This window comes from Krasilnikoviella flava, assembly GCF_900167525.1.
Lineage (GTDB): Bacteria > Actinomycetota > Actinomycetes > Actinomycetales > Cellulomonadaceae > Isoptericola > Isoptericola flavus.
In genome coordinates this window covers 632711-657286 of sequence record NZ_FUZQ01000003.1, presented here as the reverse complement: position 1 = coordinate 657286, position 24576 = coordinate 632711, and the positions used below count along the sequence as shown (strand labels likewise).

Below are 24576 nucleotides of genomic sequence, written 5' to 3'. Positions count from 1 at the left end.
GCCCCGACTCTTTCCCAGCCCGCACCGGTGCGTGAGCGGGGCGTGATCGACACGTCCCTGCGGCAGGCCGCGCGGCGGCGCAAGGGGGTCCGGTCGGTCGGGTTCCACGCGTTCATGATCGTGTGCACGATCGTGGTGCTGTATCCCGCGGCGTGGATGCTGATGAGCTCGTTCAAGCCGTCCAACGAGATCATCGGGAACATCAGCCTGTGGTCGGACAACCTGTCGTTGTCCAACTTCGCGACCGCGCTGTCCGGGATCGGCGGGGTCGGGTTCTGGACCTTCTTCGGCAACTCGATGATCCTGGCCGTCGCGTCCGTGGTCGGGGTGGTGCTGTCCTCCACGGTCAGCGCGTACGCGTTCGCGCGGATCGACTTCCCCGGCCGCAGCGTGTTCTTCGCGATCATGATCGGCACCCTGCTGCTGCCGTTCCACGTCGTGATCATCCCGCAATACATCATGTTCAACGAGCTCGGCATGGTGAACACGTTCATCCCGCTGCTCGCGCCGAAGTTCCTCGCCGGCGAGGCGTTCTTCGTGTTCCTCATGGTGCAGTTCATGCGCAACCTGCCCCGCGAGCTCGACGAAGCAGCCCGCATCGACGGCGCCGGGCACGCCCGCATCTTCGGCTCGATCATGCTGCCCCTGATGCGCCCCGCGATCATCACCTCCAGCATCTTCGCGTTCATCTGGTCCTGGAACGACTTCCTCGGCCCGCTGCTCTACCTGAAGAAGCCCGACCTGTACCCGCTGCCCATCGCGCTACGCCTCTACGTCGACCAGACATCCGTGTCCGACTACGGCGCCCAGATGGCCATGGCCGTCCTGGCCCTGCTGCCCGTGATGCTCTTCTTCATCCTCTTCCAGCGCTACATCGTCGACGGCGTCGCCACCCAAGGCCTCAAGGGCTGACGATGGCGCACCGCAGGCCCTCGAACCGACAGACCATCTCGCACACCTGACCAGCCCGCGACGAGGACACGTCCTCCCGGGCCCGAACAACCCGCAGAGCTGCGGGACGGAGGAACCATGAAGTTCGCACGAGCCGCCGGAGCGATCGCCGCCCTGGCCGTCACCGCCGGCCTCACCGCCGGCTGCGGGAACGGCGGCGCCGACGCCGGCCCGGCCGCCCCGGTCTCCACCGACGAGGACATCACGCTGACGTTCGCGTGGTGGGGCAACGACGACCGCGCCGCGAAGTACGAGAAGGCCATCGACCTGTTCGAGGAGAAGTACCCGAACATCACGGTCCAGACCCAGTTCCAGGCGTGGGACGACTACTGGACCGCCCGGTCGACCGAGGCCGCGGGCAGCGCCCTGCCCGACGTCGTGCAGATGGACGCGGGCTACGTGCGCCAGTACGGCGCGACGGGCCAGCTCGCCGAGCTGGACGGCCAGGTCGGTGTGAACCTCGACGTCGACGGCGTGGACGACACCGCCCTGGCCTCGGGCCAGATCGAGGGCACGACGTACGCCGTCCCGGTCAGCCTCAACACCCAGTCGATCATCTACAACACGAAGCTCCTCAAGGAGATCGGCGTGGAGCCGCCCGCGGACGGCTACACCTGGGACGACCTCATCGCCTGGTTCGGCGAGGTCGCCGAGGCGGGTGCCGCGCACGACCCGCAGGTGTACCCCATCGGCGACATGACGGGGAACAACCCGTGGTTCCTGCAGTGGCTGGTGCAGCAGGGCAAGGCACCGTTCACCGACGACGGCCAGATCGCCTTCACCCAGGAGGACGTGCAGGCCTGGGCCGACCTGTGGGCCCCCCTACGTGAGTCCAAGGCGTTCTTCCCGGCCCAGCGCGCGGCGCAGCTCGAGCCGAAGACCGGCCTGAACTCCGGCGAGGTCGTCGCCGAGGCCAACTGGGACACCCTGATGCCCAACTACGTGGCCGAGCTCGGCAGCGACGACCTGGATCTCCTGCCCATCCCCACGGGCGACGACGGCAAGAAGATGTACTGGCACTCCGGCGTCATGCTCTCGGCGTCGGCCAGCTCCTCCCACCCGGACGCCGCGGCCGCGCTCATCGACTTCATGACCAACGACCCGCAGGTCGGCGAGATCTTCGGCACCAGCAAGGGCGTCCCGTCCACGCAGGCGCAGAAGGACGCGATGAAGCTCGAGGACGGCTCGCCCGACTCCCGCCTCCTCGACTACGAGGACGCGCAGTCGGACCAGATCACCGAGCCCGCCCCGGTGCCGGTCGAGGGCTACGGCGAGATCGAGGTCGAGATGGCGCGCCTCTCCGAGGAGATGCAGTACGGCAAGCTCACCGAGGACCAGTTCGTGGACCAGTGGTTCCAGTACGTGCAGGACACCGTCAAGACGCAGTGACGACCCGGGGGGCGGTGCGCTTCGGCGCGCCGCCCCCTGTCATGCCCCACCTCCCGCACGACGTGGCGGCGCGCCGACGCGCCGCGGCGAAGCAACACCCTCACCTGTCCGGGACACAGCGGTCCCGGTCCTGCAGAAGGAGTTGTCATGTCACCTGCGATGTCACCGGCGACGTCGTCCGAGACGTCCCACACGACGACGCCACCTCGACGCCACGGGAGGGTTGCCGCCCTGCTGGTCGCCCTGACCGCGTCCGTCGGCCTGGTCGCGTCGTCGGGCGTCACCGCCTCGGCCGACCCCGACGACGCGCCCGGCACGTACCGGAACCACGTCATGGACAACCTGGCGGACGCGTTCTCCGACCCGTCGATCATCCGCGGCAAGGACGGGTACTGGTACGCGTACGCGACCCAGACGAGCATGCGCAAGGACAACCAGGGCGGGCCCTGGGAGGACCAGTACTTCATGCCGATCACGCGGTCGAAGGACCTGGTGAGCTGGGAGTACGTGGGCGAGGTCTTCGGCCCGGACAACCACCCGGAGTGGCGCGACTTCGCCACCACCTACTACTGGGCGCCCGACGTCCGGTACATCGACGGGAAGTACTACCTGTACTACTCGGTGGCGGGCGGCGACAAGAACACGATCGCCCTGGCCACGGCGGACGACCCGGCCGGTCCGTGGACCGACATCGGCCACCCGGTGCTGCCGTACGACTACGAGGACAAGGTGGTCAACCAGATCGACCCGGCCGTCTTCGTCGACGACGACGGCCAGAAGTACCTCTACTACGGCTCGTTCAAGGACGGCGGCATCCAGGCCGTGCACCTGAACGACGACGGCACGGAGGTCGTGGGCGACCCGGTGCAGGTGGTCGGTGCCCGCCGCGGCGAGGCCGCGTACGTCGTGAAGCGCGACGGTTGGTACTACCTCTTCTACTCGGGCCTCGGCTGCTGCGCGAAGGCCGACGGCGCGTACCCGGTGTTCGTGGGCCGCGCCAAGGACCCGATGGGCCCGTTCGTCGACGCGGAGGGCGTGGGCCTCACCGGCCTGCACCTGGGCGGCACGATCGTGAACTCGCCGAACGGCAACAAGTGGGTGTCCACGGGTCACTCGGCGAACGTCGTCGACAAGTCCGGGCAGGACTGGATCCTCACCAACGGGTTCGACCGCACGGAGACCGACCCGAGCTGGGGCGGGCGCCCGGCGGTGATGGACCGGCTCGACTGGATCGACGGCTGGCCCACGGTGCGGGCCGGCCAGTGGACCAGCGACGACGTCGAGACCGCGCCCGTCGGGGCGTGGGACGCGGGCAGCGACTTCACCGCCGGGCTGCGCGGCTTCGCCGCCGTCGGCGCCGGGCGCTGGACCACGGGCACGGACGCGGACTCGGGCACGTACGCTCGCCCGGTGAGCCGCGGGGCCGACCCGCAGCTCCTCCTGCCCCGCTCTGCCCCGCACGGTGACGTGCGCCTCGAGGCCGACGTCCGGCTGCGGGACGCCGCGGGCCGCGTGGGCCTGGTGCTCGCCGCGGACGGCGAGGACGACCACGCGGTCGCGTGGCTCGACGCGTCGGGCCGCCTGTCGGTGGAGCTGACACGGCACGGCGTCGTCGTGCAGAAGAAGACGGCGCGGCTGTACGACGGCATTGACCTGGGCACGTGGCACGCCCTCACCGCCGAGGTCCGCGACGGCCGGGCCGACGTGCAGCTCAGCGCCGACCTGCTCGGCATCCCGCTGGCCGAGCTGTCCATCGACGTGCCGCGCTCCTGGGACCGCGGCGGGGCCGCCTCGACCCGGGGCTCCGGCGAGGTCGACAACGTGGGCGTCACGACGCTCTACACCCCGGTGACCGAGAAGGTGGCCGACCCCGAGGTCGGGGCGGAGCTCACGGAGTACGGCGAGGAGTTCGAGGACGCCGACCTCGACGGGTGGTCGTGGTTCGGCCCGGCCGACGGCCAGGTCGCCGGCGGCGAGTACGTGTGGCCCACGCAGGACGCCGACTTCTCCGGCAAGGGCACCATGGCGTCCGCGCTGCTGCGCGACGCCCCGACCGGCACGTACACGGTGGAGACCAAGCTGCACCTCCCGATCACGGACGCGCCCGACGGCCGCAGCCAGGCCGGGATCATCGCGTTCCAGAGCCCGGAGGACTCGATCCACCTGGCACCCACCCGCACCGGCCCGTCGCGACAGGTGTTCCTGTGGATCGGGCGCGACCGCGACAGCTGGCCGGAGATGCAGATCGGCCCGTCGGCGGACACCATGTGGCTCCGCCTGCGGCACACCGTGGACGCGACGACCGGCGAACACCTGTTCCGGGCGGCGACCAGCCGTGACGGCGAGCACTACGTCTGGGGCGGCGTCTGGCACCTGCCGGCCGGGAAGGAGCCGCGGATCGGCCTCGTCTCGCTGGCAGGCAAGGGCCTGACCGCCGAGTTCGACTACGTGCGGTTCTCCCGGTGAGCGGCCACGGGCACGAGCGCGGGGTCTCCCGGCGCAGCGTGCTGCAGGCGTCGGCCCTCGCGTTCGCCGCGACGCTGGCGCCCTGGGGCGCCGCCACCGCGCTCGCGGCCCCGGCGGGGCTCGCGGACGAGGACGGCTACGACCTGTGGCTCCGCTATCACCTGACGGCCGACCCCGGCCGCCTGCGGGAGTACCGGGCCGCGCTCACCAGCGTGGCCCGGCAGGGCGCCGGCGCCGTCATGGCGAACGCCGAGGAGGAGCTGCGGCGCGCGATCGAGGGTCTCACCGGGGCGGCGCCCGCACGTGCGGGCGCCGCCCGGGCGGCCGTCGTCCTCGGCACGCTCCAGGAATCGGCCGTCGTCCGGTCGGTCGTGGGCCGCGGGCGGCTGAAGCCGGCCGGCGACCAGGGCTTCGTCATCGAGACGACGGGGCTGCCCGGTGGCGGACGCCGCGTGGTCGTCGCAGGGAACACCGACCGCGGCGTCCTCGCGGGGGCCTTCCACCTGGCGCGGCTGCTGCAGCTCGAGGTGCCGCTGCGAGAGCTGGCGACGGTCGAGAGCCCGCGCACCCCGCTGCGCATGATGAACCACTGGGACAACCTCGACGGGTCGATCGAGCGCGGGTACGCGGGCACGTCGATCTTCGACTGGGACGGGCTGCCCGAGATCTCCGACCGGGTGGTCGACTACGCGCGCGCCATGGCGTCGGTCGGCGTGAACGCGTCGGTGATCAACAACGTCAACGCGAACGTCGGGTTCATCACGAGCGACATGCTGCCCCGGCTCGCGCCGCTGGCCGAGCTGTTCGCCTCGTGGGGGATCTCGCTCTGGGTGTCCGTGAACTACGCGAGCCCGATGCTCCTCACGGCGGACGACGCGGAGCCGATCACCACGGCCGACCCGGCGGACGAGCGCGTCCGGGCGTGGTGGCGGGACAAGTGCGCCGAGATCGTGGCCACCCTGCCCGGCTTCGGCGGCTTCCTGGTCAAGGCGAACTCCGAGGGCCGTCCCGGCCCGCTGGACTACGGGCGCACCCATGCCGAGGGCGCGAACATGCTGGCCGAGGCCCTCGCGCCGCACGACGCGCTCGTCATCTGGCGCAGCTTCGTGCACGAGGACTTCGGCGACTGGGCCGAGTACCAGCACCGGCAGTTCGCGCCGCTCGACGGCGAGTTCGACGACAACGTCATCGTGCAGACCAAGTACGGGCCGATCGACTTCCAGGTGCGCGAGCCCGTGCACCCGCTGTTCGGCGAGCTGCGCGACACCCACCAGATGCTCGAGCTCCAGCTCACCCAGGAGTACACGGGCCACGAGCTCCACGCGGTCTACCTCGCCCCGATGTGGCGGGAGGTGCTGAGCTTCCCGACCCAGGGCCCGGGGGCCGGCCCCACCGTCGCCGACGTCGTGACGCGGGGCCCGGTCGAGGCGCGGCACGCCGGCATCGCCGGGGTGAGCAACATCGGCAACGACCAGGACTGGACCGGCTACCAGCTCGGCGCGGCCAACACGTACGCCTTCGGGCGGCTGTGCTGGGACCCGGGCGCGGACCCGCGCGACCTCGCGACCGAGTGGGTGCGGCTGACGTTCGGCACCGACCACGCGGTGACCGACGTCGTGGTGGACGTACTCATGCGATCGCACGGGACGTACGAGGACTACACGTCGCCGCTCGGGCTCGGGTACCTGGCCAACCCCGGCGGGTCGCACCTCGACCCGGACCCGCTCGGCACCCTCTTCCAGTCGCACCACACGACCACGGAGGGCACCGGGTTCGACCGCACCGCGGCCACCGGCAGCGGCTTCACCGGGCTGTACCCCGAGGGGTGGGCACAGGTGTACGGGTCGCTGGAGGACTGCCCGGACGAGCTGCTGCTGTTCATGCACTGGGTGCGGTACGACCACCGGCTGCGGTCCGGGAAGACCGTCATCCAGCACGTCTACGACACCCACTTCACGGGCGTGGAGCACGCCGCCGGGTTCGCGGAGGCGTGGCAGGGGCTGGCGGGGAAGGTCGACGGGCAGCGGCACGACGACGTCGCGGCGAGCTTCGCGGCGCAGGTCGCGCACGCGACCCTGTGGCGCGACGTCGTGGTCGGGTTCTTCTTCGACCAGTCCCGCGTGGTCGACGAGCGGCGCGAGTGGTGGCAGGTGAGGCCGGGCGGGTCACGGCTGCTGCTCGGCGGCCGGCAGAACCTGCTGCCCGTGGCGGTCACCAACGCCTCCGGGCAGGCCCACGACGCGACCGTCGCGCTGGCCGCGCCGTCGGGCTGGGCCACCGAGCCGGCGACGCGGCGCGCGGCGTCCGCCGAGACGGTCGAGGTGGACGTGCCGATCGCCCCTCCGCTCGAGTCCGCGTCGGTCCCGTTCGACGTCGCCGTGGCCCCGGCGCTGCCGCGGCTCGACGGGCGCGGCACGACGCTGGTCGTGGCGCCCACGGGCGCGCGGTGCCACCTGGCGCTCAACGGCGGACCGGCGGGCGGGGTCCCGGCCCCGGGCTACACGTCGCTGACGCCGGGGTCGGCCTGGTCGACGGAGGCCGGCTTCGGTTGGGTGGGCTCCGCCCCGTCCGCCCGCGACCGCGGCGGCGACCCGCTGCTGCGTGACCACCTGTTCCACAGCTCCTCCCGGGTGCTGCGCGTCGCCGTGCCGCCGGGCGCGCACACCGCGCGGCTGCTGTTCGGCGACACCGGCGGCGCGGCGTCCGCCACCCGGGTCGCGGTGGACGGCACGACGGTCGTCACCGGCGAGAAGCTCGACGCCGGCACGTTCGCCTGGCTGGACGTCCCTCTCGACGGCGGCGCCGCCGGCCGGACGGCGGACCTCACGCTCACGGGCCAGGGCGGCCCGTGGCGGCTCACCGCGCTCACGATCGCCGACCCCGCGGCGCCGGAACCGTCGCTGGTCGCGCTGCGGGCCGCGGCGGAACCGGTGTGGTGGACGGGCCGGCCGAACGACGTCACCGTGCTGGTGCGCAACGCCGGGGCCGAGGACCGCGAGGTCACGGCGTCGCTGGTCGTGCCCGACGGCTGGGCCGCCGTCGACACCACGGTGACGGTGCCCGCCGGGCAGGACGTCGAGCTGACGGTCGCCGCCACTCCCCCGGCCGCCCCCGGGCTCGCCGTCGTCGAGGTGCGCCTGACCAGCGGCGACGAGGAGGTCGAGCGGGGCCGGGCGGTCGAGGTGATCACCACCCCGCACGCCGACGACGCCGCCCTGGCGTTCGACGCGGGCACCCCGTCCAGCCCGATCGTGGCCGGGTACACCCGCCTGTCCCCGGAGGACATGTTCACCGAGGACGCCGGCTACGGGTGGACCGGCGACAAGCCGGACAACCGCGACCGCGGCAACGCGGACGCCCTGCGTCGCGACATCGTGATGCAGAAGGTGAAGCCCAGCTCGCTGCGCCTCCCGGTGCCCGCCGGGAAGCACACCGTGTGGGTGCTCAGCGGCGACTCGCTCACCGACTCGGGGATCACCACGATCTCCGAGGGCGGCACGGTGCTCGGCGCCTCCGGCGACGCGAGCATGCCCGGCCGGTCGTTCGTCTGGTTCTCGTTCGAGCTGGACGGCGGCGTTGCGGGCCGCAGCGCGGACCTCGACATCGTCGGGTCCACGCTCAACGGGCTGTGGCGGATCGCGGCGCTCGTCGTCGTCTGACACCCCGCTGGTCGAGCCTGTCGAAACCCGGTCCGACAGGCTCAACCAGCGGGGGTTTCGACAGGCTCAACCAGCGGGTTGCGCGAGCAGCTCCAGCTGGGCGAGCGTCAGCGGCCCGTCACCGGCCGCGTCCGTGACGACCAGCCGCAGGCGCGCGTACCGCCCCGGGTCGGCGACGCCGAACGGCCGTGTCTGCCGGGCCCAGCGGAACGCCTCGCCCGACCGCTCGTCGAGCACGGTCCAGGTCGCGCCGTCGTCGCTGCCCGCGTCGTCCGTTCCCTCCAGGCGCCAGGCGGCCGGCGCCGCACCGTCGCCCGAGGTGAGCGTGTAGCGCGTGACCAGGGGGCGGTCGCCGTCGCACGTCCACGTGACGACGGGCGTGCGGGTGGCGAAGGTCAGCGCCGTCGCGGACGTGTCGTCGACGAGGAGCGCGCCGTCCGTGGGCGTCCCGCCGTCGTCGACGACGACCGTGCCGCGCCCGGACACGTCGAGCAGCGGGGCGGGAGGCGCGTCGCCGCTGGTGAGCGACGGCGGCGCGGCGTCCGGGCCGGTGCCCCAGGCCGACGGCTCGGGGCCCATGACGAGCTCGACGACAGCGCCGCCGACCAGGTCCTCGTGCGCCAGCCATGCCGCGTCGCGCGGCTCGCCGTCCACGGTCAGGGACTGCACGTAGACGTTCTCGAGCGAGTTCCCCACCGTCCGCACCACGAGGTCGCCGTCGGGCCGGTGCACGGTGATCTCGTCGAACAGCGGCGACCCGACGGCGTACCGCGGGGAGCCGACCTGCAGCGGGTAGAGGCCGAGCGCGGCGAGGAGCCACCACGCCGACATCTCGCCGTTGTCCTCGTCGCCCGGGTAGCCCTGGCCGATCTCGCTGCCGACGAACAGCCGGCGCAGCGTCTCGCGCAGGATCCGCTGGGCCTTCCACGGCGCACCGACCGCGGTGTACAGCCACGGCACGTGGTGCGACGGCTGGTTGCTCACGCCCCACATGCCGAGGCGCGCGTCGCGGGCCTCGGTCATCTCGTGGATGACCTGCCCGTACCCGCCCGCGTGCGTGCCGTCCTCGGGCCGGGCGAAGAACTCGTCGAGCCGCGCCTCCAGCCCGGCCGGGCCGCCGTAGAGGTTCGCCAGGCCGCGCGGGTCGTGGGGCGCGTGGAACGCGAAGTTCCAGGCGTTCGTCTCGGTGAACGGGCCGCCCCAGTCGTCCGGGTCGAAGTGCCGTGCCGCGGGCGTGAACGCGCCGTCCGCGCGGCGCGCGCGGAAGAACCGGACCTCGGGGTCGAACAGCCCGCCGTACTGCGTGGCGCGATCCAGCAGGTAGGCCGACTCCTCGCGCAGCGTCGCGCGCCGGTCGTCCGGCGTGGCCGGGTCGTCCGCGAGCGCCGCCGCCATCGTGCCGGTGCCGAAGTCGTTGAGGCAGCCCTCCAGCCCCCAGGACACCGACTCGTGCGTGGCGGCGGGGGTGAAGCCGAGGAAGGCCGACGTCTCCAGGCCCTTGCGGCCTACGGCGTCGTGCGGGGGCGCGACGGTGGCGTTCTTCAGGGCGGCGTCGTAGGCGTCGAGGGCGACGTCGGTGGGCATCGCGCCCTTGAGGTAGGCGTCGGCGAACGCGACGTCGGAGCTGGTGCCGGTCATGAGGTCGGCGTAGCCGGGCGACGACCAGCGGGAGATCCAGCCGCCGTCGCGGTACTGCTGCACGAACCCGTCGGCGAGCCGCGCCGTGAGCCCCGGGTCCAGCAGCGCGAGCGCCGGCCAGGCGGTGCGGTAGGTGTCCCAGAACCCGTGGTTGACCATCATCCGGCCGTCGACGACGGCGGCCCCGGTGGCCGTGTCGGTGCCGGGCCCGACGGGCGGCGCGACCGGGCTCGCGTGCCGGTGCACGGGCGCCTCGGCGGTGCCCGCGTTCTCGGTGTGCGACGTCGGGTAGAGGTGCAGGCGGTAGAGGTTCGAGTAGAGCGTGACGCGCTGGTCGTCGGTGGCGCCGGCGACCTCGACGACGCCGAGCCGCTCCTGCCAGAGCTCCCGCGCCGCGTCCTGCACCTCGGTGAACGACCGCCCGGCGAGCTCCTGGTCGAGGGCGCGGCGCGCCTGGTCGAGGCTCAGGTACGACGTCGCGAGGCGGAGCTCGACGACGGCGCCCTGCCCGTCGTCGCCCGCCGCGTCGAACGTCGCGTACCGCGCGTGCTGCCGCTCGCCCGCGGCGACGCCTACCGCGACGGGTGCCCGGTCGAAGACGCCGGCCACGAACATGCGGGAGCGGCCCACGGACAGCGGGCTGCCGTCGTCGACCCAGCCCGTCACGGTGCCGTCGGGGTGCGCCGTGAGGCGCGCCTCCCCCGCCGCGGTGGTGACGGTGTCGAGCAGCACGTGCCCCGCGCCGTCCGGGGTGTCGGCCGGGAAGCCGAACCGGAGCACCCCGCCGTGGTCGGTGGGCGCGGCGGCGAGGGTGAGCCCGCCCGCGAAGGTGACGGCGTACAGGTCGGGCCGGGCGGTCTCGTCGGCGTGGTCGAAGGGCAGGCCGCGGGCGGCCAGGTCGGCGGTGGGCGTGCCGGACCCGGCGGCGGGCTGCACGACGAGCTGGTTGCGGTCGCCCATCCACGGGCTGGGCTGGTGGGAGACGCCGAACCCCTGCAGCACGGGCCGGTTCTCGTGGTCGTTCGCCCGGTGGTACTCGTACAGCCAGCGCTGCGAGGCCGCGTCGGTCATCGGCACCCAGAGGGTGAACCCGTTCGGCACCGCCGTGGCGGGGGCGTTGTTGCCCCGCGAGAACTGCCCGCTCGACATCGTGCCGCGGCGCGTGTCGACGAGGTCCACGAGGTCAGGCCCGGGGGCGACGACGGGCTCGGCCGTGAGCGCCACGTCGTCCACCCAGCCGGAGAACGCGGCGTCCGGCAGGTCGTCGGGCGGGTCGCAGTGCAGCAGGACGGCGTCGACCGTGCGGCCGGCGGCGACGGCGCCGACCTCGACCCGCACGGCGTTCCACTGGTCGGGGTAGAGGATCTTGCCCTCGCCCTGCGCGCGGGCGCTCGCGCCGGTCCCGTGGGCGTCGGTGGCCGCGAGGTCGGACAGGTACGTGCCGTCGGTGAAGGCGAGGTCCAGGGCCACGTAGGTGGACGGGTAGCGCATGTCGCCGCGCAGGTCGGGCAGCACGACGTAGCTCAGCCGCGTGCGCGGCCCCACCTCGATCCCCAGGTCCCGGAACAGCACGTGCGTCGCGGGCCCGGGTCCGTCCTTGAGGCCCGCGAAGCCCAAGGCGTGCAGGCCCGTGAACCCCGCGCGCGGCTTGTGCGTGGCGCCCGACGCCGGGCCGTCGCCCACGCGGGCGACCAGCGGCGCCCGGCGCGCGGACGGCAGCGGGGCCGGGTCACCGGGCTCGAACGAGGTGCGGAAGTCGGGTCCAGCCATGCGCTCCACTCTCCTGCGGTCACGACCGCGCGGCGACGGGACGGGGTCCCGCCGCCGCGCGGCTCGATGCGTGTGGTCGTGCGTGCTCAGTCGGCGTCCTTCTCGAAGGCGGCGGGGCGCACCTGGACGGCGCGCACCCGGTCGACGTCGAGCTTCTCGGACCGGTCGAACCGGTAGACGCCGTTCTGCTCCTGGAACACGTCGGTGAGCTGCGTGTAGCAGTAGCCGAACATCAGCGGGTCGTCGAGCAGGGCGTCCGTCAGGCCGGCGAAGCGGGCGTGGAACTCCTCCTCGTCGGCCACGCGCTGCCCGTACCCCCACGACTCGCTGCGGTCGTCGCCCGCGGCCTTCGCGGCCTCCTCCGGGTTCCACCAGATGCCGCCGTACTCGCTGCAGAAGTAGGGCTGACCCTTGTAGGGCAGCGAGATCGGTCCCTCGTCGTACCGGTTGCCGTACGGCTCGTCGTTCTTGAGCCCCGCCATGTCGCGCGCGAAGGCCTCGGGCTCCTGCTCGTAGTGGTGGGAGTCCCAGACGTCGGTCTCGAGCACGCGGTGCGAGTAGCCGCTCGCGTCGAGGACGGGGCGCGACGGGTCGGCGAGCTTGGTCGCGAGGAACATCGCGCGCGTGACGTCGTCGAGCTGGGTGATCCGGTCGTGCAGCAGCTGGTGGGTCTCGTTCAGCGGGCACCAGCCGACGATCGACGGGTGCGAGAAGTCCCGCTCCAGGGCCTCCAGCCACTCCCCCACGTACGACGTCGTCGGCTTCTGGTGGTCGTCCTTGCGGCCGAAGTCGCCGGAGCCCCAGTCGCCGAACTCGCCCCACACGAGGTAGCCGAGCCGGTCCGCGTGGTACAGGTAGCGCTCCTCGAACACCTTCTGGTGGAGGCGGGCCCCGTTGAACCCTGCCTCCAGCCCGAGCTCGACGTCGCGCAGCAGGGCGGCGTCGCTGGGGGCCGTCATGAGCGACTCGGGCCAGTAGCCCTGGTCGAGCACCAGGCGCTGGAAGACGGGCTCCCCGTTGATCCGGATCGCCTTGCCCTCGATCGCCACCGAGCGCAGGCCGGCGTACGAGCGGACGGTGTCGACGACGGCGCCCGCCGCGTCGCGCAGCTCGACCTCGACGCCGTAGAGGTGCGGGTCCTGGGTGGACCACGGGCGCAGCCGGTCCTCGGGGACCACGACGCGCAGCGACGGCGCGAGGTCGAGGTCGGCACGCGTCGTCTCGGTCGCGACGACGCCGTCGGCGTCGCTCACGGTGACGACGACCCGGTGGCCGCGGCGGTTCTGCGTGAGCGGCACGCGCACGTCGAGCGCGCGGGCGGCGAGGTCGGGCGTGATGCGCGGGCGGCGCAGGCTGGCGCCCGGCACCGGCTCCATCCAGACCGTCTGCCAGATGCCGGTGGTCCGCGTGTAGTGGCAGTCCTTGTTGGCGTACTGCCCGGACTGCTTGCCGCGGGCCTGCGGGATGCCCCGGTGGTCGCGGGCGCGGACGACGACGGTCACCGTGTCGCCCGGCGCGGCGACGCCGAACAGGTCGGCGGTGAACGGGGTGAAGCCGCCGCGGTGGCGGGCCACCTCGGTGCCGTCCACCCAGACCGTCGCGTCGTGGTCCACGGCGCCGAAGTGCAGCAGCACGTGCGTGTCCTCGCCGGCGACGTCGGCCCAGTCCGCGGGGACGGTCACCTCGCGGCGGTACCAGACCGCCTCGAGGAAGTCGGTGTTCTCCACCCCGGACAGCTCCGACTCGGGCGCGAAGGGCACGGTGATCGTGCCGGTCAGCCGGCGGTCGCGCACCCCCCGTTCCAGGCCGGAGTCACCGGGGTCGATCTCGAACCCCCACTGACCGTTGAGGTTGAGCCACCGGTCGCGCACCACCTGCGGGCGCGGGTACTCGGGGCGCGGCACGGCGGTGCCGGCGGGGGCGGAGGGCGGGTCGAGACGATCGAGGACGGACATCGTGGTGCTCCGTTGCATGGACGACAGTTCCGCGCTGATTCAACCGAAGCCGCTCCGAAAATGCAACGTTGAATCAGATGTTAGCCCGGATTCGGCCGGGCGTCAGGCCTCCCGGCTGCTCTCCCGCACCAGGAGGCGGTGCGCGACGACGACGTCCACGTCGCGCTCCGGCTCGTCGTCGGCACGCCGCTCGACCTGCGCGATCACCCGGTCGACGGCGGTCTCGGCGATGGCCTGGAGGTCGGGGGCGACCGTGGTCAGCGACGGGTTCGAGTACCGCCCGTCCTCCGTGTTGTCCCACCCCGTGACGGCGACGTCCTCGGGCACCCGCACCCCGTTGACGCGCAGCGCGTGGAGCGCGCCGAGGGCGAGCTCGTCGTTCGCGCACACGAGGCCGTCCACCTGGTCGATCCGCGGCAGCACCTGCTCCATCGCGGCGACGCCCGCCGGACGGGAGAAGTGCGTGACCGGCAGGATCCAGCGCGGGTCCGCCTCGACGCCCTGGGCGGCGTGCGCCTCGCGGTAGCCCTGCAGGCGCAGCGCGCCCGTGCGGTCCTCCACCGGCTCGGCGCCCACGAACGCCAGCCGCCGGCGGCCCGTCGTGAGCAGGTGCTCGGTCACCTCGCGGGCGGCCCGGACGTTGTCGATGCTCACGTGGTCGGTGCTCCAACGACGGTCGTGACCAGGGTCGTCGCGCTCACCGAGCAGCACCAGAGGCGTCGCGCCGCGCACCTCGGCGATCTCCGACGGCCCGATCGCCAGGGGCGAGAAGATGATGCCGTCGATCGCCTGGACCGAGAACCCGCGCGCCACCTGCAGCTCGGCGTCGCGGTCGGTGCGCGTCTCCTCGATGAGCACCCGGTACCCGCGGGCGCCGGCGGCCTCGATGACGATGTGCGCCAGGAGCGAGAAGTAGGGCGAGTGGGCCCACGGGACCGCGAGCGCCAGCGTGTTCGTCCGCCCCCGCCGCAGCTGGCGCCCGGCGAGGTTCGGCCGGTACCCGAGCTCGGCGATCATCGCCTCGACCTTGGCCCGCGTCTCGTCGCCGACCCGCCCCGTGCCGTTGACGACGTTCGACACCGTCTTCCACGAGACGCCGACCGCGGCGGCCACGTCCTTGATCCCGACCCTGCCCGTACCGCGGCCTCGGGCGCCCGGAGACACTGTCGCCTCGGCCTCCGGTCCTGCGCCCTGCTCGTCCTGTGCTGCCATCCACCGGCCCTTCCCTCGCCCGCCGCGGGCGACGTCGCCCCCGTACCGCGGGACCTCTTGACGGCCCGCCCGCCCTAGTCCATCGTGGTCCCACGTTGGAGCGCAACGTTGCACTCAGGAGGGTCGATGAAGACCAAGGTACGCACGTCCGGAGGAATGCCAGGCCCGTGGCCGAGCCGCGGCCAGGGCCGGTTCCCCCGTCGCTCGGGATCGAGCGGCACGGTGGACGACGTCGGGCTGAGCAGGCGCGGCCTGCTCCAGGCCGCGCTCGTCGGCGCGGGCGGCATCGCGCTGGGCGGCGCGCTCTCGGGGTGCGCGACCCCCGCCGCGTCGGGCTCCGGCCGCACGTCGGTGATGATCTGGGACCTCTTCTCGGGCGGCGACGGCGCGCTGATGCAGGAGATGGTCGGCGCGGTGGCGCAGGCCAACTCCGACATCTCCGTGGACTCCACGACCCTCGCGTGGGGCGCCCCGTACTACACGAAGCTCGCCATGGCCTCGTCCGGCGGACGCCCGCCGGAGGCCGCGGTGATGCACATGTCGCGGCTGGCCGGCTATGCGCCCGGCGGCCTGCTGGAGCCGTTCGACCTCGACGCGCTGGCCGAGCTCGGCATCACGCAGGACGACTTCGCGCCCGCCGTGTGGGAGAAGGCGCAGTTCGACGGGCAGCTGTACGCGCTGCCGCTCGACACGCACCCCTACATCGCGTTCAACAACCCGGCGATCGCCGGGGACGCCGGCCTGCTCGACGCCGACGGCCTGCTCTCGATCGCGCCCGGCGCGGACGCGTTCCTCGACGCGGGCCGGGCGATGGCGGAGGTGACCGGCGAGACAGGCGTGTCGTGGGGCTACCTCCGCGACCCCGCGGGCTGCTGGCGCATGTTCTGGGGCCTGTACAGCCAGAACGGCGGCGCGTACGACCTCACCCCGGGCAAGCCGGCCGAGATCGACGAGCAGGCGGCGACGGAGGTCTTCGAGTTCCTCCAGGCGATGGTCGACGGCAAGGTCGCGGCCACGAACCAGGACGGCGGCGCGGCGTCCGGGCGCTTCATGTCGAATCGCACCGGGCTGATGTTCGCCGGCGAGTGGGACCTGCCGATGTTCCGCGACGCCATCCCCGACGTCGGCGGCACGCCGTTCCCGACGATCTTCGGTCAGCCGGCCAACTACGCCGACTCGCACTCGTTCGTCCTGCCGAAGCAGGCGCACGCGGACCCCGCCAAGCGGGAGGCCACGTACCGCGTGCTCGCGGGCCTCCTCAAGGAGGGGCTCACCTGGGCCTCTGCCGGCCACATCCCGGCGTACCAGCCGGTCGTGAAGACGCCGGAGTACCAGGAGCTCACCCCGCAGCGCGACTACGCGCCCGCGGCCGAGGTCGCCGTCTTCGACCCCGACGCCTGGTTCACCGGCGGCGGCAGCGACTTCCAGACCCGCATGGGCGACTCGATGACCGACACCCTGTCCGGCAAGGCGTCCCCGAAGACCGCCGTCGACCGCATGCTCAGCGAGATGAACCGCTTCCTCTCGCAGCCGAGCCCCGCCTAGAAGAGAGAGGACGACGATGACCGCCTCCAGCACGTCACTGAGCGCCCCGGTCGCGCGCCCCTCCCGGCGCAGCGCAGGGCCCCGCACCGCCGGCACGACCCGGTCCACGCGCACGTCGCTGCGCGCCCGCGACCGGTCCGGCTACCTGTTCGTCGCGCCGTTCGCGGCGGCGACCGGGCTCTTCCTCCTGTGGCCGACGATCTACGGCCTGTGGATGAGCTTCACCGACCAGAGCCTCACCGCCACGGGGAGCTCCTTCATCGGCTTCGACAACTACGTCGAGGCGTTCAGCGACCCGCAGGTGTGGACGACGCTGTGGCACACCGTGTGGTTCACGGTGCTCAGCACCGTGCCGCTCATCGTGGTCGCGCTCGTCATGGCCCTGCTGGTCCACACCGGCCTGCCGGGGCAGTGGGTGTGGCGGATGTCGTTCTTCGCCCCGTTCCTGCTGACCAGCGCCGTCGTGTCGTCCCTGGCGAGCTGGCTCTTCCAGCCCGAGATCGGCCTGCTCGACGTGTGGCTCGCCAAGCTCGGCCTCGGGCCGGTCGGGTGGCTCACGGACGAGAACGTCGCGATGTTCTCCATCGCGTTCGTCACCGTGTGGTGGACCGTCGGGTTCAACTTCCTCCTCTACCTCGCGGCGCTGCAGGGCATCCCGCAGCAGCAGTACGAGGCGGCGACCATCGACGGCGCCGGGGGCTGGCGGCGCCTCTTCTCCATCACGCTGCCGCAGCTGAAGACCATCACCGGCGTCATCGTGGTGCTGCAGCTGCTCGCGTCGCTCAAGGTGTTCGACCAGATCTACCTGCTCACCGCGGGCGGGCCGAACGGCAGCACGCGGCCGATCCTCGAGTACGTCTACGACACCGGCTTCACCAACTACCGCCTCGGCTACGCCTCGGCCATCTCGTACGTGTTCTTCGCCCTGATCCTCGTGTTCACCCTGGTCCGGCTGCTGCCGACGAAGAAGGAGGCCTGACATGTCCGTCGCCGAGTCCGTCTCCACGATGGTCGCCGGCCGCCGGTCGACCGCGCAGCAGGCCCGTGCCGAGAACCGCACGCTCACCAAGCTGACGATCGGGCCCTCGCCGTGGGTGCGGGCCGCGGCCCTCGCCGCGCTCGTCGTCATGGCCGTCCTGTGGCTGCTCCCCCTCGCATGGGGCGCCGTCACCAGCTTCAAGCACGAGGCCGAGGCGGCGCTGCCCGCGTCGTGGTGGCCCGCCCAGGGCTGGACCCTGGACGCCTACCGGCAGGTGCTGGGCAACAGCGAGCTGCTGGGCTGGATGTGGAACAGCCTGGTGGTCGCCCTGCTCGTCACCGCGCTCACCGTGCTCATCTCCGCGATGGCGGCGTTCGCGTTCTCGCAGACGGTGTTCAAGGGCCGCGGCCTGCTGCAGTTCCTCACGGTCGCGTCGATCATGATGCCCGGCCAGATCCTCATCGTGCCGCTGTTCAAGCAGATGCAGGCCATGGGGCTGGTCGACACGTTCGCGGGCATCGTGCTGCCGCAGGTCGTCGCACCGGTGATGGTGTTCATCCTCAAGCGGTTCTTCGACGCCATCCCCACCGAGCTGCTCGACGCCGCCCGCATCGACGGCGCCGGGACGTGGCGGCTGTTCTGGACGATCGTGCTTCCGCTGTCGAGGTCGATCCTCGTGGCCGTCGCGATCTTCGTGTTCATCGGCGCGTGGAACAACTTCCTGTGGCCGTTCATCGTCACCACCGACCCGCAGTTCATGACCCTGCCGGTCGGCCTGTCCACCGTGAAGAACGCCTACGGCGTGCAGTACGCGCAGAACATGGCGTCGGCGATGATCGCCGCGCTGCCGCTGCTCGTGGTGTTCATGCTCTTCCAGCGCCGCATCGTGCAGGGCGTCGCCACGACGGGCATGGGCGGCCAGTAGCAGGGACGATCGGGGCATGTCAGGCCCCACCGCCCCCGCCACGACCCGCACCACCGAGAGAACGTCGCAGCGACCCCACGTCGCGGCGGTGCTCGAGGACCGGTGGTGCGCCGTGGCGGGGGCGTTCCTGCGCCGCCGAGGCTGGATCCCGCGCCTGCTCGGGTACACGGGGTACGGCACACCGCGGAGCGTGCGGGTGCTGGCCCGCGTGCTGCTGGTGCCGGCGTCACGGGCCGGCGGCCCGCTGTCGCCCGTGCTGCACACGGATCGCCGCCCGCTGCGCAGCTATCTCACCCTGCCCGCGCCCGGGGAGCCGGTGCGCGTCGTCGTGGGCGGCGCCGTCGTCGACGTCGCGACGGACCGCGCCGGCTACGTGGACGTCGAGGTCGTGCTCCCCGACGACGCCCCCCTGCCGCCCGGCCGGCACGACGTGACGCTGACCGCCCTCCGCACCGGGGCAGAGTCCGTCGCCGCCGTCGTCGTGGTCGGCGACCACGAGACGTTCGGCGTCGTCAGCGACATCGACGACACGGCGATGGTCACCGCCGTCCCGCGACCCTTCGTCGCGGCGTGGAACACGTTCGTCACCCGGGCCAGCGCCCGCCGCCCGGTGCCCGGCATGCCGGAGCTCTACCGCCGTCTCGCGGCCGACCACCCGGGGGCGCCGTTCGTCTACCTCTCCAACGGGGCGTGGAACACCGCCGGCACGCTGGCCCGCTTCCTCGACCGGCACGGCTTCCCGCCCGGACCGCTGCTGCTCACCGACTGGGGGCCCACGCAGACCGGCTGGTTCCGCAGCGGCCCGCAGCACAAGGGCGAGAGCCTCGACCGGCTGATGACGGACTTCCCGCACGTGCGCTGGCTGCTGCTCGGCGACGCCGGCCAGCTCGACGAGGACGTGTACGTGCGCGCCTCCGCGCGCTGGCCCGGTCGCGTCGTGGCGATCGCCATCCGCCAGGTCGAGCGTGCCCGTCGCCGACCCGCCCGTGACCGCCCCCGCCCCGGCGCCCCGCTGGTGCACGGCGCCGACGGCGTGGAGCTCGGCGACCGCCTGGCCGAGGTCGTCCGATGATGGCCGTCGACGCGGTCGAAGGGGTGCTTCTCGCCGTCTGGGTGCTGGGGGTCGCCTGTGCCCTCTGGGCGACGACGGACCGTCGTCTCGGCCTGCTGCAGCGCGTCGCGGTCGTGGTCGCCATGACCAGGCGTCCATGGAGGCCGCCACCGGGCACGGCATGGACCACGCGGTGGGCTGGTTCGCCGGGCCGTGGCTCGTGGACCGCCCACGGCTGGCCGCGGTCCTGGGCGCGGTGTCGCTCGTGCCGGTGGCGCTGCTGACGCTGGTGCCCGTCGACCGGGAGCTGTTCGAGCGGTGCGCCGTGGGCTGGGTGCTGCCCACACCGGGACGGGTCGAGCTGATGGCGAACGTCGTCCTGTTCGTGCCGCCGGTCTTCCTGGCGGCCGTCGCGCTCCGCCGGCCGGTGCCCGCGCTCGTCGCGGGGTCGGCGGCGTCCGCCGCGATCGAGGCGGTCCAGGCGCTCGTTCCCGCGATCGGCCGCTCCTGCGACACGAACGACTGGCTGTCGAACACGATCGGCGCCGCGGCGGGCGCCCTCCTCGCGGCCGTCGCCCTGCACCGGTGGCGGCGGCGCGCTCAGGCCCGACCGACCGGGACGAACCCGGACTCGTAGGCCCACACCACCGCCTGGGTGCGGTCGCGCACGCCCAGCTTGGCGAGCACGTTGCCCACGTGCGTGCGCACGGTCTCGACGCCGAGGTACAGCTCTCCGGCGATCTCGGCGTTGGACAGACCCGCGGCGACGAGCCGCAGTACCTCGCCCTCCCGCTCGGTGAGGCGCGCGTCCCGCAGCGCGTCCCCGGCCGCCCCGTCGGAGCCGCGGGCGGCCACGAGCCGCCGCACCGCGTCCGGGAACAGCAGCGAGTCGCCGCGCGCCACGAGCCGCACCGCGTCCGCCACCTCCTCCGGGCGCGCGCGCTTCAGCAGGAAGCCCTGCGCCCCGGCGTGCAGGGCGTCGAGCACGTGGTCGTCGTTCTCGAACGTCGTGAGCACGAGGACCCGCGGCGCCGGCGCGCCCGGACGCCCCGCCGCGACGACCGACCGCGTCGCCGCGATCCCGTCCACGCGTGGCATGCGCACGTCCATGAGGACGACGTCGGGCCGGGACTCCGCCACGACCTGCGGCACCTCCGACCCGTCGCCCGCCTCCCCCACGACGTCCAGGTCGGGCTCCGCTTCGAGGATGACGCGCAGGCCCGCGCGCACCAGCGGCTCGTCGTCGACGAGGACGACACGAACGACGGCATCGGCGGCAACGGGGAGGGTCACCCGCACGATCCTGCCGCAACCCCGCCCGGGCGTCGCCCGGATTCCCGCCGGTCACGTGTCGCCGACGTCCGCAGAACGGTGGCGCGTGGAGACCGCCGTCAGTTCTGTAGAGCTGCTGCGTCGTCGAGTGCCCCCCACCTGACGCTTCGAGGCCCTCCCTATCGAACGCCCGTCACCTGGAGAACCGCCAACGCGATATACGGCAGCGAACCGAGGATCAGGCCCATGCCGGCGGCGCAGATCCACGCCAGACGTCGTCGGGCCCAGGCCACGACTCCTGCGGCCGCCAGGACTGCTCCCAGGACGAGCGTGCTGAGTGCCAGGGCCGGCGAGGCCACGAACGCCACGAGCGTCGTTCCCCAGAACCACCACGAGACGAGCGCCGCCCGCCAGAATCCCCGGCGCGCGGGGGGCCGCGTCACCGCAGGGACCGTGTGGCTCGCCATGACGACAGTGTCCGCCTCCACCTCACCGGCCGCCCCACGAAGGTCGGTGCTTCTGGGGGCGAGCCGGCCCTGTCGGCTCAGGGCACCAGGACTTTCGACCTCGTCAGGAACACGGGCGCATCGTCGCGCCGACACCCGTCGGCCGACCTAGGGTTCCCGCATCCGGGATCGGAGTACGTCGAACTCGCACCCCCGTGCGTCCGGATCGAAGCCGTGCTCGATCAGCCAGCGCGACGCCACCAGGCTGCGCAGCGACCACCAGGCGCGGATGACGTCCCGGTCCGCGCCGGGACCATAGCCCGCCAGCACCTCGTCCAGGCGTTCCTCGTGCCCCAGCGTCAAGATGGCAAGGTCGAACATGGCGTCGCCGGGGGCGGCCTCGGACCAGTCGATGACGCCGGTGACCTCGTCGCCGTCGACGAACACGTGGGTGATCTGCAGGTCACCGTGGACGAACACCGGTGTCCACGGCCGCAGCGCGGCCTCGGCGATCGCCCGGTTTCTCCGGACCACCTCGGCGGGCACGACGGCGTGGGCGAGCAACCACGCGCACTCGCGGTCGAGCTCCGCCGCCACGTCGTCGAGCCTGGGGCCCGGCCAGGGCGGCAACGGCGCGTCGTGCAGCTTCCGTACGGCGGCGCCCGCCGCGGCCCACGCCGCCGGTGACGCGGCCGACGGTTCGCCGAGGACGCCGAGCGCCTTGCCGGGCACGGCGGCGATCGCGAGCACGGGCGGCTCGCGCCAGAGGACCGCCGGCGTCGGAATCGGCGCCATGTCCATCGCCCGCGCCTCGCGCTCGGCGTGGGCCGGATCGCCGTCGACCTTCAGGAACACGTCGCCGACGCGCAGCGTCGCGCGCTGGCTGTGGGCCACGACGACCTCGACCTCGTCCATACCGACCATCCTGGCGAGATCTCCCGCGATGTCGCCCGGTTTTTTGGGCCCCTCGTACCGAACCGCTCCCCGCTCGGCGGGTCCAGGGACGACTGGTGGCGTGCGCCGTCAGGCCGACGGTCAGATCCAACCGGCGACGACACGCGCTCCGTGGACGACGAGCGCACCGAGCCCGATCAGTGCGAGCAGGCCGAGCGCCACGACCACCGCGCAGCCCACGACATTCATGGCGCGCTGGACACGGTCGGGCTCTTCATGCCGCTGAGGCTGGTCGGCGCTTCGTGTCGCGTCCTCACGCAGCGCGTTCAGCCGTTCCGCGGCCAGAGGCCCGAGCGCGCCGACGTCGCCCGACCATGCCAGTGCCGCGAGCCGTCCACGCGCCGACCGAAAGGCGCGTCCGAATGCGGCCAGCTCGTCCGGGTCCGCGTCCTCGGCCAGGAACGACCACCGCCCGGCCTGCGCGGACTCGCCTTGGCTGCGGTACACGTCGGCGAGCCGTGAGCGGACGTCGAGGCGTTCCGGGTGCGAGCGCACCAGGCTGCGGAGGCGTTGGAGCGCCGGGAGGACCTGACCTCGCTCGAGCTCGGTCTCCACGCGGTGCAGCGTGACGTCGACGGGCATGCGCCGAGTGTCCGGGAGTCCTGGCGCCTGTGGCCAGCGGAATCTCCGGCGGCCGTCGACCGCGCCCCGCCACGGATTTCGCCCTCCGGAGTCGGTCGCCCGGGCGGTGCCGAGTGCCATGATCTGGCGATGGCGCTCCAGGGAGACATCGGCCGCGACACCGGTCGTGAGGATGCTGCGCTTGTCCTTGTCGCGGTTCTGGGGGTCATGACCGCGTCGGTGAGCGCAGCGATCCTCGGACCCTGGGCGCCGATCGTGGGCGCGGCCCTCCTGGCGGTCGTCCGTCTCGGAGTGTGGCGACTGTCCGCCACCCACAGATCGAGGCTGGTGAGAGCGGCGCTGACCTGGGCGCTCGTCGGATGGGCGGCGATGGCCGCCTTCACGGGCGCGCTGCTCCTGATGATGCCGCCAGACATCGACTGACGGCGAAGTCTCACCCGGCGCGCTGTGCGCCACGGTCGAGGGGAAACCGCACCTGCACGACCCAAGCGCCGCCGCGCGGCCCGACCTCGAGCTCGCCGCGCAGCAGGCGGACGCGCTCGGCCATGCCGTGCAGCCCTCGCCCCCCTCCTTCGGGCGACGGCGCGCCGGGCAGCGGGTTCGACACCTCGACGTCGAGGGAGCCGTCCACGACGGACAGCCGCACCGTCACCGGCAGCCCGGGCGCGTGCCGGACGGCGTTGGTGAGCGCCTCCTGCACCACGCGGTAGGCCTCGTGCGACGTCGCGCGGGGCACGGCACCGCCCGTCGTCTCGGCCCGCAGGTCCAGGCGGACGTCGGTCCCCGCATGGCGGGCGTCGTCGACGAGGGCAGGCAGGTCGTCCAGCGACCGGGCGGGAGCGCGGCCCGGTCCGGGAGGCGCGTCGTCCCCCGCACGCAGCAGGCCGAGCACGTGGTCGAGGTCCGCCATCGCGGACCTTCCCGCCTCCTCGATCGCGACGAGCGACCGTCGGGCGGCGGCCGGGTCGGTCTCGACCTGCCGCGCGGCGGCCGCGGCCTGCAGGGTCGTGACGGTGAGGGCGTGCCCCACGGAGTCGTGCACCTCGCGGGCGAGCCGGCCACGCTCGGCGAGGCGGTCCGCCTGCGCCTCGAGCTCCGCGATCCGCGCCGTCTGGTCCGGGCCGAGCAGCGGCTCCGCCGACTGCCGCAGCAGCCGCCGGGCAAGGGCGGCACCGTACGGGAGCGCGAGCACCGTGAACAGCGCGAGGGCCGCCCACCAGGCGGGGTGCCGCACCAGCGTCGGCGCCATCTGCACCAGGAAGGACCGGTCGACGCCGAACGCGGACAGCGCCAGCTGCGTCGCGAGCGGCACGGCGACCAGCAGGCCCAGCGTGACGGCGCACCCGAGGGCGAGGTGCAGCGCGAACCAGGCGGCGCCGCGCCAGCGCGTCGCGACGGTGGGCGGGCCCACCGGGTCGGGCAGCACACGGGGGTCGACGTCGAGGAACGTCCGTACGGCGGCGATCTCGAGCGCCCGCACCGGCGCGAGGAACGGCGGCGACCCGACGATGACCGCGCTGACCAGCGCCAGCACCCCGACGGCGACCCGCGGCGTCGCTGGGTCGGCGAACATCTGCACGAACCCGGCGGCGAGCGCGACGTACGCGCCCGCCAGCACGCCGCCGATGACGAGGTACACCCCCGCGCGCACCGTGGACGCGCTGGTCAGCGGCCCCAGCGCCCAGCGCAGCGTGCGCCGCCCGCCGCCCGCCGTCGTCCTGCCCGTCATGCCCGCCAGTCTGCCGACCGGCCGGGCGGAGCGCCTCCCCCGGCCGGGGGAAC

The 24576-nt window shown here is 73.2% G+C and carries 18 protein-coding genes; 10 read left to right on the top strand and 8 right to left on the bottom strand.

The genetic code is table 11. From position 1 onward, the window contains the following. Positions 1-27 precede the first annotated feature (27 nt). The 4 genes from B5Y66_RS10905 (at position 28) to B5Y66_RS10890 (ending at position 8465) form a co-directional block, all read left to right on the top strand. Positions 28-912 carry a carbohydrate ABC transporter permease gene (locus B5Y66_RS10905; protein ID WP_079574329.1) on the top strand — a complete coding sequence of 295 codons (885 nt, stop codon included), beginning with the start codon at positions 28-30 and terminating at the stop codon, positions 910-912. Positions 913-1029: 117 nt separating this feature from the next. Next, positions 1030-2340 (top strand): ABC transporter substrate-binding protein, encoded by a 1311-nt coding sequence (locus tag B5Y66_RS10900; RefSeq protein ID WP_079574327.1) that lies wholly within the window; start codon positions 1030-1032, stop codon positions 2338-2340. Between the two features lie 147 nt (positions 2341-2487). Next, a complete protein-coding gene (locus B5Y66_RS10895) occupies positions 2488-4806 on the top strand; it encodes a family 43 glycosylhydrolase (protein WP_079574325.1) in 2319 nt (772 codons plus the stop codon). Then, entirely contained in the window at positions 4803-8465 is a 3663-nt protein-coding gene (locus B5Y66_RS10890; RefSeq protein WP_217700778.1) for an alpha-glucuronidase family glycosyl hydrolase, read from the top strand. Before B5Y66_RS10895 ends, B5Y66_RS10890 begins: the two co-directional genes overlap by 4 nt. Before the next feature lie 66 nt (positions 8466-8531). On the opposite strand, the gene B5Y66_RS10885 is transcribed toward B5Y66_RS10890, so the two are convergent. The 3 genes from B5Y66_RS10885 to B5Y66_RS10875 all read right to left on the bottom strand — a co-directional run bounded on the left by B5Y66_RS10885 (position 8532) and on the right by B5Y66_RS10875 (position 15040). Then, positions 8532-11873, bottom strand: coding sequence for a GH92 family glycosyl hydrolase (locus B5Y66_RS10885; protein WP_079574323.1), 3342 nt, complete (start codon positions 11871-11873; stop codon positions 8532-8534). Between the two features lie 86 nt (positions 11874-11959). Beyond that, on the bottom strand, positions 11960-13828 hold the full coding sequence (locus B5Y66_RS10880; protein ID WP_079574321.1) for a glycoside hydrolase family 2 protein: 1869 nt from the start codon (positions 13826-13828) through the stop codon (positions 11960-11962). 102 nt (positions 13829-13930) lie between these two features. Then, entirely contained in the window at positions 13931-15040 is a 1110-nt protein-coding gene (locus B5Y66_RS10875; protein ID WP_079574319.1) for a LacI family DNA-binding transcriptional regulator, read from the bottom strand. Between the two features lie 126 nt (positions 15041-15166). On the opposite strand from B5Y66_RS10875, the gene B5Y66_RS10870 reads away from it, so the two are divergent. From B5Y66_RS10870 to B5Y66_RS10850, 5 genes are all read left to right on the top strand, one after another. Further along, entirely contained in the window at positions 15167-16585 is a 1419-nt protein-coding gene (locus B5Y66_RS10870) for an extracellular solute-binding protein (protein WP_245807049.1), read from the top strand. A gap of 16 nt (positions 16586-16601) precedes the next feature. Next, the gene (locus B5Y66_RS10865; RefSeq protein WP_079574315.1) at positions 16602-17564 is read left to right on the top strand and encodes a carbohydrate ABC transporter permease; all 963 of its coding nucleotides are present in this window, start codon (positions 16602-16604) and stop codon (positions 17562-17564) included. Between the two features lies 1 nt (position 17565). Continuing rightward, on the top strand, positions 17566-18489 hold the full coding sequence (locus tag B5Y66_RS10860; protein ID WP_139820833.1) for a carbohydrate ABC transporter permease: 924 nt from the start codon (positions 17566-17568) through the stop codon (positions 18487-18489). Positions 18490-18505: 16 nt separating this feature from the next. Then, the gene (locus B5Y66_RS10855) at positions 18506-19561 is read left to right on the top strand and encodes an App1 family protein (protein ID WP_079574313.1); all 1056 of its coding nucleotides are present in this window, start codon (positions 18506-18508) and stop codon (positions 19559-19561) included. A 136-nt stretch (positions 19562-19697) separates the two neighbouring features. Next, entirely contained in the window at positions 19698-20177 is a 480-nt protein-coding gene (locus B5Y66_RS10850) for a VanZ family protein (RefSeq protein ID WP_079574310.1), read from the top strand. On the opposite strand, the gene B5Y66_RS10845 is transcribed toward B5Y66_RS10850, so the two are convergent. From B5Y66_RS10845 to B5Y66_RS10830, 4 genes are all read right to left on the bottom strand, one after another. Then, positions 20141-20833, bottom strand: coding sequence for a response regulator (locus B5Y66_RS10845; RefSeq protein ID WP_079574308.1), 693 nt, complete (start codon positions 20831-20833; stop codon positions 20141-20143). The two genes, B5Y66_RS10850 and B5Y66_RS10845, sit on opposite strands and share 37 nt — an antisense overlap. Before the next feature lie 158 nt (positions 20834-20991). Then, complete coding sequence (locus tag B5Y66_RS10840; protein WP_139820832.1) at positions 20992-21279, bottom strand: hypothetical protein; 288 nt, start codon at positions 21277-21279, stop codon at positions 20992-20994. 147 nt (positions 21280-21426) lie between these two features. Continuing rightward, entirely contained in the window at positions 21427-22173 is a 747-nt protein-coding gene (locus B5Y66_RS10835) for a phosphotransferase family protein (protein ID WP_079574304.1), read from the bottom strand. Positions 22174-22293: 120 nt separating this feature from the next. Further along, entirely contained in the window at positions 22294-22794 is a 501-nt protein-coding gene (locus B5Y66_RS10830) for a DUF6584 family protein (RefSeq protein WP_079574302.1), read from the bottom strand. Between the two features lie 129 nt (positions 22795-22923). Here B5Y66_RS10830 and B5Y66_RS10825 point away from each other — a divergent pair, with 129 nt between their 5' ends. Then, positions 22924-23217, top strand: a complete 294-nt coding sequence (locus B5Y66_RS10825) for a hypothetical protein (RefSeq protein ID WP_079574298.1) — start codon at positions 22924-22926, stop codon at positions 23215-23217. Between the two features lie 10 nt (positions 23218-23227). Here the strand turns inward: B5Y66_RS10825 and B5Y66_RS10820 are convergent, their stop codons facing one another. Continuing rightward, the gene (locus B5Y66_RS10820; RefSeq protein ID WP_079574296.1) at positions 23228-24523 is read right to left on the bottom strand and encodes a sensor histidine kinase; all 1296 of its coding nucleotides are present in this window, start codon (positions 24521-24523) and stop codon (positions 23228-23230) included. Positions 24524-24576 lie beyond the last annotated feature (53 nt).